The 7,354-nt window shown below is 67.7% G+C and carries 8 protein-coding genes and 1 pseudogene; 2 read left to right on the top strand and 7 right to left on the bottom strand.

What is annotated here, in order from left to right:
* From GA0115233_RS41465 to GA0115233_RS32665, 5 genes and pseudogenes are all read right to left on the bottom strand, one after another.
* A pseudogene (locus GA0115233_RS41465) lies at positions 1-188 on the bottom strand (hypothetical protein); the annotation flags it as partial.
* Positions 189-237: 49 nt separating this feature from the next.
* Positions 238-462, bottom strand: a complete 225-nt coding sequence (locus tag GA0115233_RS32690) for a DUF397 domain-containing protein (RefSeq protein ID WP_073757712.1) — start codon at positions 460-462, stop codon at positions 238-240.
* Positions 463-997: 535 nt separating this feature from the next.
* A complete protein-coding gene (locus GA0115233_RS32675) occupies positions 998-1,828 on the bottom strand; it encodes a helix-turn-helix domain-containing protein (protein WP_093723952.1) in 831 nt (276 codons plus the stop codon).
* Complete coding sequence (locus GA0115233_RS32670) at positions 1,825-2,349, bottom strand: DUF6879 family protein (protein ID WP_093723947.1); 525 nt, start codon at positions 2,347-2,349, stop codon at positions 1,825-1,827. The genes GA0115233_RS32675 and GA0115233_RS32670 overlap by 4 nt, the downstream gene beginning before the upstream one ends.
* Complete coding sequence (locus GA0115233_RS32665) at positions 2,333-2,524, bottom strand: hypothetical protein (protein WP_093723946.1); 192 nt, start codon at positions 2,522-2,524, stop codon at positions 2,333-2,335. The genes GA0115233_RS32670 and GA0115233_RS32665 overlap by 17 nt, the downstream gene beginning before the upstream one ends.
* 482 nt (positions 2,525-3,006) lie before the next feature.
* Here GA0115233_RS32665 and GA0115233_RS32660 point away from each other — a divergent pair, with 482 nt between their 5' ends.
* Entirely contained in the window at positions 3,007-3,837 is an 831-nt protein-coding gene (locus tag GA0115233_RS32660) for an SAM-dependent methyltransferase (protein WP_093723945.1), read from the top strand.
* A 44-nt stretch (positions 3,838-3,881) separates the two neighbouring features.
* Here GA0115233_RS32660 and GA0115233_RS32655 read toward each other — a convergent pair whose 3' ends face one another.
* Entirely contained in the window at positions 3,882-5,165 is a 1,284-nt protein-coding gene (locus GA0115233_RS32655; protein WP_093723944.1) for an LCP family protein, read from the bottom strand.
* Between the two features lie 120 nt (positions 5,166-5,285).
* On the opposite strand from GA0115233_RS32655, the gene GA0115233_RS32650 reads away from it, so the two are divergent.
* Complete coding sequence (locus GA0115233_RS32650) at positions 5,286-5,843, top strand: acyl-CoA thioesterase (protein ID WP_093723943.1); 558 nt, start codon at positions 5,286-5,288, stop codon at positions 5,841-5,843.
* 24 nt (positions 5,844-5,867) lie between these two features.
* Here GA0115233_RS32650 and GA0115233_RS32645 read toward each other — a convergent pair whose 3' ends face one another.
* Positions 5,868-7,313 carry an LCP family protein gene (locus tag GA0115233_RS32645; protein ID WP_176712024.1) on the bottom strand — a complete coding sequence of 482 codons (1,446 nt, stop codon included), beginning with the start codon at positions 7,311-7,313 and terminating at the stop codon, positions 5,868-5,870.
* Positions 7,314-7,354: the final 41 nt, after the last annotated feature.

The following is a 7,354-nucleotide window of genomic DNA, read 5'->3' as shown; positions in this document are numbered from 1 at the left end:
GCCACTTCCCGGTAGCGCTTGAGTAGTTGTTCTGCCTTCACGTCGTCATCGGAGACCGGGGCCGGGGGCGGATCGGGATGCGGGGGCCGTCGTAGGGCCTCGTTGTCGAAGCGCTCTTTCGGGCCGGTCCACAGATAGCCGTGGTGATGCACGAGTCGTTCCCGTTTCGAGAAGTGCCAGCCGGGCACGGGCCCAGGGACGGGGGATGGACCCGGCCCGACTGGCGGAGGGGGAGGATCAGACGTTGAGGCCGAACCGCGCCGGGTCGATCCCGGCCGCGTCCAGTTCCTCCGTGGTGAACCGCAGCGGCTGCGCGTCCGGCCGCTTGCTGTCGCCGAGGGCCCAGGCGTCGTCGCCGATCCGGGCGAGGGTTACGCACCCCTCGGTGCAGGGGCCGCCGCACGCCTTCACGAACGAGGCCCCGTCGATGTCGAGCCCGTACAGGTCGGTTCCGTTCAGCATTACTGCACCTTCCTGCTCAACTAATCGCGGCCATGGCTGACCGCCGCCGCCCAGTCCGGGCGGGAGTTCAAGGGAGGAGAGGGAGAGACTTCAGCGTCCGGAACCTTGGCCGCGTTCCGTGCAGCGCCAGCACTCGCATGGTGGCCAAGCGCTTGTGAGCAGCGGCGGAAGATCGTCCGTCGTGGCCACGGCTTGCTCCGGCCCCCAGGTCTGCCCTGAATCGCGAGAGACCCGCATGGTCATCAGGGGGCGATCGGCGAAGAGCCTTGAGCCCGCTCCCTTTCTCATGACGCGTGCGCCTCTGCATGGTGCTGGCGCATCCGTACGTTGGCGTCGGATACGGCGCTGTAGTCGAACGTGGAGCGGGCGTTCTCGCGGGCTACCGATATCGACAGGCAGTCAGCGCAACCGGGTTTGGGTGACGGCTCGCGCGGTGGCTCAGACAGGCACGTCCGTGCGGTCGTATGGGGTCCAGGATCGGAAGTTCTCTCTTCGCTCTCCATGGCGCCATCTTCGGCGGGCTACGGATGCGGCTCTAGCCTGTTTCCTGTTCCCGCAAAAATTCGTCGCGGATACCTTCGACGAGGTCCCGCATGTCGTCGCCGGACAGCGCCACACGTTCGAACCCGTAGAATTTCTCTACGTAGATTTCTACGTCCCTGGGATCAGTGACGAGCACTTCGGCATGGACCGTCTCGACGGTGACCATGCGGTTGTCCCGGATCGCGAACGAGTGGTTCGCGACGTCATTCTGCTGAACGCTCAACGGGACTACTCGGATGTCGATATGAGACAGACGTGACATCGAAACAATCCGGTCCAGCTGGGCAGCCATCATCGACGGCGGAACAAGCCGCCACCGCAGAACGGGTTCTGTGATCATGAACCGCAACGACTTCGTGCTGTCGTAGAGAATTGCTTGGCGTTCCAATCGGCAGTTGACAGTGCGGTTGAGGGTGTCTTCGCTTAGGTTATGACGTTGCAGAACGGCTCGAATGTACTCGGGAGTCTGGAGCAGGCCCGGAACCAGAGCCGGTTGGAACATCCGCAGCGCTGACATCTGAGCTTCAAGAGCCTTGACCTCCTGCTGGCCCTTGTGGACACCAACCCGTTTCAACAGCCGCCACTCGGTAGTCTCCGTGCCGGCCGTCCGAGCGGCATCGGTGTACTCGGCCTTGATCTCCTCGGACACCCCGATGGCGATCAGGATGCGCTCGACGTCCGTCGTGCTAGGCGCGAGCTTCGCATTCTCGATCTTGGAGAGCTTGGACGGAGACATGAGGGCGCCACGGGCGACTGCTTTGGCCTCCTTCCCGGATGCCTGACGCAGTGCCCGCAGCGCAGCCCCCAACTGTGCCCTGTTCACGCCCCGTACTTGGCCCACCATTCAGTGAACGGCTCCGCGTGGGCGAGTGCCGCGTCACGGTGCCCGACGAATTCCGCCGTTCGTTCCGATGACAGGACTTCCGAGCCCAGGTACTTTCCGGCGCCGTCGTAGTTCATTACGGCCACGGTCTCGGAGTCGAAGAGCCAGAAGTCAGGTACGTTCTGCAGAGGGCTCGGCCTGTCGGTGATGTCGAGAATGAAGAACTCCTCGCCCCCGGACATGTTCTTCTGGTATCCCCACCCGAGTTCGAACCTAAGATAGTCCGTGAGCGGGCGGCGCAGAATGTGAACCCGGTATACTCGTTTCCCTTTTCTGGTGTGCGAGCGGAGTTCTTCGACCCAGCCCGCGTTGTAGCCGTCCGGCTGTGGCTCCCCGGCCAGGAACGCGTGATAGGCGTCGACGTTCCCAGACTTGCTGTAGTCATCGAGGATTTCCAGCCGGAACGCCTCACGCTGGAACGTGTCGAAGAGATCCCCGAGGGTCCTAGATGAGGTTGTCACGGATGGCCTTCTGGATCAGTTCCATCGGGATCTCGACCAGGGTTTCGTGAGCGGGAATCTGAAGCCCGTGATCGGTCGGAGTCTCCCCCTGGACCAAGAGTGTGCCGCGATCCGTCGCGTAGATCGTCGGGCAGTCCGTGATGTCGCACGTGCTGACCAGCTTGGTGACCTTCATGGTCCGGGTTCCCTCCCGTGCTGCTGCCAGTACCCCGCATCTGGGTTGATGCTCCCGAGGCCAGGGCGCGCAGGTCAAGCGATCACGGTTGACGGAACGGGAAACCGCGTAACCTCCCCGGAGCCTGCCGCTCCTCCGACCGGTCGGGGAGGCTGCCACCAGTACCGCGCCGACCTGGGCAGACTCCTGACGATCATGGGGAAACGCTGGGGAGCGCTCTGCCAAGAAGGGTGTCCGTGCAGGTCAGCGTCGTATGGCCCGTAAAGCACGCAGATCTACGAGGGCACGAATCAGGTCCAGCGCATCGTCATGGCGCGCAACCTGCCGTAAGCGGGCCCACAGGTCGACGGCCCCCGGTGCGCGAAAGCCGCCGGGGGCCTCGCCGTTTTCTGGATCTTCGTCAAGTTCCCGCCAAAGAGGCCGAGTTGTGCCTACGTTGGGTGCGCACCCCTGATCGCATGTGTCCGAAGGAGACCGCGCCCATGTCCGACGCCACCACGCCAACACCCGACGACGAGGGCGTGGCCCGCACCGCACGCCTGCGCACCGATGTCTCGCACTCGGCGCGGATCTGGAACTACTGGCTGGGCGGCAAGGACCACTACCCGGTGGACGAGGAGGTCGGCGACCAGATCCTCGGGTTCGTCCCGGCCCTGCCCCGCTCCGCCGTGGCCGACCGTCAGTTCCTGGCCCGCGCCGTGCGCCACCTGGCCGGGGAGGCGGGGATACGGCAGTTCCTGGACATCGGCACCGGACTGCCCACCGCCGACAACACCCACGAGGTGGCCCAGCGCGTCGCGCCGGACGCCCGGATCGTCTACGTCGACAACGACCCGCTCGTCCTCACCCACGCGCACGCCCTGCTGACCAGCTCGCGCGAGGGCGCCACCGACTACATCGAGGCCGACGTCCACAACCCGGAGACGATCCTGGAGGGCGCCGCCCGCACGCTGGACCTCTCCCAGCCGGTTGCCATCACCATGCTGGGCATCATCAACTTCGTGCTGGACACCGACGAGGCCGTCGCCATCGTGCGCCGCCTCCTGGACGCCGTGCCCTCGGGCTCGTACCTGGTCATCTCGCACCCCACCACCGAGGTCGACGGCGACGCGATGAAGTCGGCGGTGGAGTACTGGAACAGCCAGGGCTCGGCCCCCATGACCCTGCGCAGCCGCGACGACCTGGTCCGCCTCTTCGAGGGCGTGGAGCTGCTGGAGCCCGGCATCGTGTCGTGCTCCCGCTGGCGCCCGGAGACCCCGGAGGCCGAGATCGTCGAGGTCACCCACTTCGGGGGTGTGGGCCGCAAGCCCTGAGCGCGTGGCGGTGCTCTGCCGGGTCCCGACGGACCCGGCAGAGCTCAGTTGCCCTTGACCGTGACCTTCTCGTCGTTGTTCAACTGCTGCACGAGCTGCTTCACCTTCGCCTGGTCCCAGACGAGGTTGCCGCCCCGGGAGCCCGAGATCGGCATGTTCATCGACGTGCCGTCGCCACCGGTGACGCCCTTCATCGCCCAGAACATCGAGGCCAGGTCGAACAGGCCCATGTCCTTGTCCACGATGAGCGTGTCCAGACCGGCGCTCATCGTCGGGTACAGCTTGAAGGGGTTCAGCACGGTGCCCGGGGTGGCCGCCTGGTTGGCCAGCGCCGCCAGGAACTTCTGCTGGTTCTTCGTACGGTCCAGGTCGGACCCGGCGAGCGCGTAACGCGTACGGACGAAGGCGAGCGCCTCCTCGCCGTTCAGGGTCTGCTTGCCCTCCTTCAGGTCGGCGCCGGACTTGGAGTCCTTGATGCCGCCCTTGGGGATCTCGATCTCGACGCCGCCGACCGCGTCCACGATGTTCGCGAAGCCCGCGAAGCCGATCTCGACGTAGTGGTCGATGTGCAGCCCGGTGTTGTGCTCCACCGTCCGCACCAGCAGTTCCGGACCGTCCTCGGCGTAGGCGGCGTTCAGCTTCACGCGCCGGCCGGTGCCGGGGTAGGTCTTGCCGGACTCCGAGCCCACGAAAGTGGGGATCTCCACGTCCGAGTCGCGCGGCAGCGAGATCAGCGTCGGGCCGTTGTCGCCGGTGTGCAGGATCATCATCGAGTCCGTGCGCTTGCCCTCGGCGGACCCGGTGTGCAGCTTCTTCTTGTCCTCGGCGGTCATGCCCTCACGGCTGTCGGAGCCGACGATCAGGTAGTTCGTGCCCTCGCCCGCCTCGGGCCGCTCGATCACCTTGGACAGGTCGACCTCGCGGTTGAGCTTGGAGTCGGCCCAGAAGTAGGTGGCGACGGTGGTGACCACGAGCACCGTGACGGTGGTGATGGCGGTCCACTTGATCCGTCGCCGCCAGTCCGGCGCGGGCCGCGCCCCGCCGCCGTCGCCGCCGCCGTGCCCCTGGCCGCCGCCGGGGGGAGAGCCGTAGACCTGCCCGGTGTTGTAGCCGCTGTCGTAGCCGTCGTGGCCCTGGCCGTCGACGTACGACGGCTGGGACGGCACACCGTACGGCGGTGCCGCCTGGCCGCTGCCCTGCGGTGCCGCCGGACCGCGGCGGACCTGGCGCATGACGCGTGCGCTCTCCGGCTGGGCGCTAGCGCTGCCGTGTCCGTAGCCGCCGCCACCGCGGTTGTCGTCGGACCATCCCTGGGGCCAGTTGTTCATGGGCCCCAGTGTGCAGGGAAGCGCTGTGTCTCTTACAAGGGTCGACGGAAAATAGGGGCACTGCTGTTGCGAACTCAACACAAAGTCCCCGGTTCGTCCCCTCGGCATAAGGTGGACGCCATGACGCACCAGGTCCCCACCGCGGAAACGGCTACTTCGGACATCCCGGGCAAGCCGACGTCCGCGTCCCGCACCACGCTGAGCCACATCATGACCCACAACGACACCAACCTCCTCGGTACCGTGCACGGCGGGGTGATCATGAAGCTGGTCGACGACGCCGCGGGCGCGGTGGCCGGCCGGCACAGCGGGGGACCGGCGGTCACGGCGTCCATGGACGAGATGGTCTTCCTGGAGCCGGTCCGGGTCGGTGACCTGGTCCATGTGAAGGCACAGGTCAACTGGACCGGCCGGACCTCCATGGAGGTCGGCGTCCGCGTCCTGGCGGAGCGCTGGAACGAGTCCACCCCGCCCAGCCAGGTCGGCTCGGCCTATCTGGTCTTCGCCGCGGTCGACGCCGACGGCAAGCCCCGCGCGGTCCCCCCGGTCGTCCCCGAGACGGAGCGGGACAAGCGCCGCTACCAGGAGGCCCAGATCCGCCGCACCCACCGCCTGGCCCGCCGCCGCGCCATCAAGGAGCTCCGCGAGAAGCGCGCGGCCGAGGGCATCGAGGACTGACCTCCCGGCCCAGCCCGTGCGGCGCTAGTCGCAGACCACCTCGTCGCCGCGCACCACTCCGGACTCGCCCTGTCCGGGGTCCACGGCCCGGACCTTGCGGACGCGTTCGAAGTCCGAGCCGGCGATCACCTTCAAGGTCGGGCCCAGGCCCTTCACCGCCCGCAGCTCGCTTCCCGGCAGGGCCGTGGCGAGGGACTTCGCGGAGCGGTCCCAGCGCGGGTCGTAGGCGACCACCGTGCGTTTGACGGTGCGGTCCGCGGCGTTCACCGGCAGTCGGGTGGTGCGGAAGCCGGTCGCCGCGAGCGCCGCGTCCACGCGGCGGCCCAGGCCCTCGGTCGCGGTCCCGTTCTCCACCTGCACGCGGATCTGCTGCGGGGCGACGTCGACCTTCCGGGCCTCGCTCCTGGTGCGGTACGGCGCCAGCGGCTTGTCCGCGCGCAGGGCGGCGAAGAGCCGGGCGGACCGCTCCGGGTCCCACTTCAGCGTGGAGCCCACGCCCTTGACGGTGTAGCCCATCTGACCGATGGGCACGGTCGTGAACTCCGACGAGGACGGGGAGAAGTTCCGCATCGCCCGCCCGAGGTCGAGCAGTTCGCCCGTGCCGAAGCCCTTGTCCGCCCGTACCGAGCCCAGCACCGCACGGGTCACGTCCCGGAACCTCAGCGGGTTCAGCAGGATCCCCGACGACGTGGCCCGCTCCACCAGCGCCGCCAGGAACCGCTGCTGGCGCTGCATCCGGGTGAGGTCGGAGGCGCCGTCGACATGGCGGGCCCGCACGTACTGCAGGGCCTCGCCGCCCTTCAGCTCATGGGTGCCCGCGGGCAGGTCGAGGCCGGCGTAGGAGTCCTTCAGCGGCTCGGACGTACAGATCTTCACCCCGCCGAGCACGTCCACCGTCTTCATGAAGCTGGTGAAGTCGACCTCCAGATAGTGGTCGATCTTCACCTTCGTCATCGCCTCCACGGTCCGCACCGTCAGCTGCGGCCCGCCCTCCGCGTACGCCGCGTTCAGCTTCATCGGATGCCCGTGGTGCCGTTCACCGGTGGTGGCGTCGACATGGTCCGGCGTCATCGCGTAGGAGTCCCTCGGCAGGCTCACCACGCTCGCCCGCTCCCGATCCTCCGAGATGTGCACGATCATGATCGTGTCGGTGCAGTTGCAGGGCGCCCCGCCCAGCCGGTACCGCTCCCGCTGCGCCCGGGAGATCCGGTCCCGTCCGTCCGTGCCGACCAGCAGCACGTTCATCCCGTGCCCCGCCTGCGGGCGGTTCTTCATGTCCTTGAACGCGTCCACCCGCGCGATGTCCGCGTCCAGACTCGACAGCACCGAGTGCCCGATCCCGGCGGACGCCAGCACCACCACCGACAGCGTGGTGACCACCCGCATCGCCCAGCGCGGCTTCCTGCGCCGTACGGGCGGCCGCGGGCGGCGCCGCGGAGGTCCGGCGGGGGAGCGGGGCGCAGTGGGCATGGGGAACACCTCCGCGAAGGCCTTACGTGGGATCTTGAGCA

This window comes from Streptomyces sp. DI166, from assembly GCF_900091315.1.
Taxonomy (GTDB): domain Bacteria; phylum Actinomycetota; class Actinomycetes; order Streptomycetales; family Streptomycetaceae; genus Streptomyces; species Streptomyces fuscus.
Note: the sequence above shows the minus strand (reverse complement) of the source record. Positions and strands in the feature narration are given on the sequence as shown.

Bases quoted from the DNA above. Each gene is read 5' to 3' on its own strand.
- GA0115233_RS32690 (WP_073757712.1), bottom strand. From the start codon at position 462: ATGCTGAACGGAACCGACCTGTACGGGCTCGACATCGACGGGGCCTCG.
- GA0115233_RS32645 (WP_176712024.1), bottom strand. From the start codon at position 7,313: ATGCCCACTGCGCCCCGCTCCCCCGCCGGACCTCCGCGGCGCCGCCCG.
- GA0115233_RS32665 (WP_093723946.1), bottom strand. From the start codon at position 2,524: ATGAAGGTCACCAAGCTGGTCAGCACGTGCGACATCACGGACTGCCCG.
- GA0115233_RS32650 (WP_093723943.1), top strand. From the start codon at position 5,286: ATGACGCACCAGGTCCCCACCGCGGAAACGGCTACTTCGGACATCCCG.
- GA0115233_RS32655 (WP_093723944.1), bottom strand. From the start codon at position 5,165: ATGAACAACTGGCCCCAGGGATGGTCCGACGACAACCGCGGTGGCGGC.
- GA0115233_RS32660 (WP_093723945.1), top strand. From the start codon at position 3,007: ATGTCCGACGCCACCACGCCAACACCCGACGACGAGGGCGTGGCCCGC.